Annotated in this window: 2 protein-coding genes; both read right to left on the bottom strand. The window is 47.2% G+C overall.

Annotated elements, in window-relative coordinates; all coding sequences use genetic code 11:
• Nucleotides 1-341 (bottom strand): UvrD-helicase domain-containing protein (locus GY843_RS11595; RefSeq protein ID WP_297309735.1); only part of this gene is annotated, 341 nt, incomplete at its 3' end.
• A 195-nt stretch (nt 342-536) separates the two neighbouring features.
• A partial coding sequence (locus tag GY843_RS11600; RefSeq protein WP_297309737.1) for a hypothetical protein occupies nt 537-1,302 on the bottom strand: 766 nt, incomplete at its 5' end.

The following is a 1,302-nucleotide window of genomic DNA, read 5'->3' on the forward strand; positions in this document are numbered from 1 at the left end:
CTTGGATCACCAGCTATCAAAACATTAGAATCGGAATTAAAAAACAATCTCAATACTTCCAATTCCCAACCTGCTAAATCCTGTATTTCATCAATGTAAATATGCGGATATATCCTGGCTATCCGGTCGATTACCTCACCATTTGTTTTACGGTTGCACTCAACGACAAATTTAGAAATTTTGTCAGAGTAAATCTTGAAGTCTCGTGAAAAATAGTACTTCAAAGGATTTTTTTCTTCTGCCCAATAAACGGGCCGCTTGCTACGAGTGTAGTATCTAATTCCAGATAGTCGTTCTGTGAGATAAAACCCTATTCTCTTTTTATGCAAATCATCATTCATTACACTTTGATATGGCCTAACTCCATGCTGTAGCAAGAATGAAAACCAAGTCTGAATAGTGATATTGCTTGGAATACACCCATTGAATTTGTTTCTGATTTCTGCCTCGTTCGCTTCAGTATAAGTAGTATAGACCTTTCCGGTTGAGCAAAAAACACATGCGTAATGTTGTTTCCGTGTTCTGGCGCAAGCGCTTTACCAACCAAAACGAACTTGATAGTTGACTCCGTTGCGCGTCAGGGTAATAGGTACGTCATACAGCGATCCACAGAGCCGTTCGTAGGCTTGCTGAGTCGTGGCACGTGGGAAACGGCGCGCATAGATAGTGGCGATATGCTGTTCGTGATCGAACTCGACGCGGTCTCCAAAAGCTAAAAACGTACGCCGCAACCGTTTTGGGCCAGCCTCTTCTATCCCTAACTGGCGAGCCAGGATCTTTAGCACCACCACAGCATGGGTCTTGAATAGATTGAGCAGGGTCAACTTGCGCACGTCCAATACCTGGGTCGTGGTTGAGAGAACGGCTTGTCCGTTTTCATCTTGGCCGATGTCGTCCAGTTCTTGGGTGAGAGTTTCAATCTCTCGCTCCGCTTTGTGTCGTAACCGCTGGGTACGGTTGTTCAAGAGGTTGAACTGGTGGTGATCCAACTGATCAGTGTCGCGCAGGCGTTGTTGTTCTTGCGTCTGGACTGTGTACTTGAGCAGGCGCTTGGAGGCATTGTGCCGTTGTTTCTCTGCCTGCGCCAAGTCATAGGGCTCGAACAGAGTAGCTTCGTGGATTCTGTGGGTGGGGATGGCATCGCTGTCCATCTCGTGCACGTCAACCTTGAAGACGTTTTCAACCCGCTGCTTGAAGCGCATAGTGTCCACAAGTCCACTGGTGGTCATCACCTGCTGATTGTCCAATGCAGCTTCACGTGGGTGCAAGGCTGTGGTATAGATGCCCACTCGTTTCTGCGCC

The organism is Neptuniibacter sp. (genome assembly GCF_024231755.1).
In the GTDB taxonomy this organism is placed as follows: domain Bacteria; phylum Pseudomonadota; class Gammaproteobacteria; order Pseudomonadales; family Balneatricaceae; genus Neptuniibacter.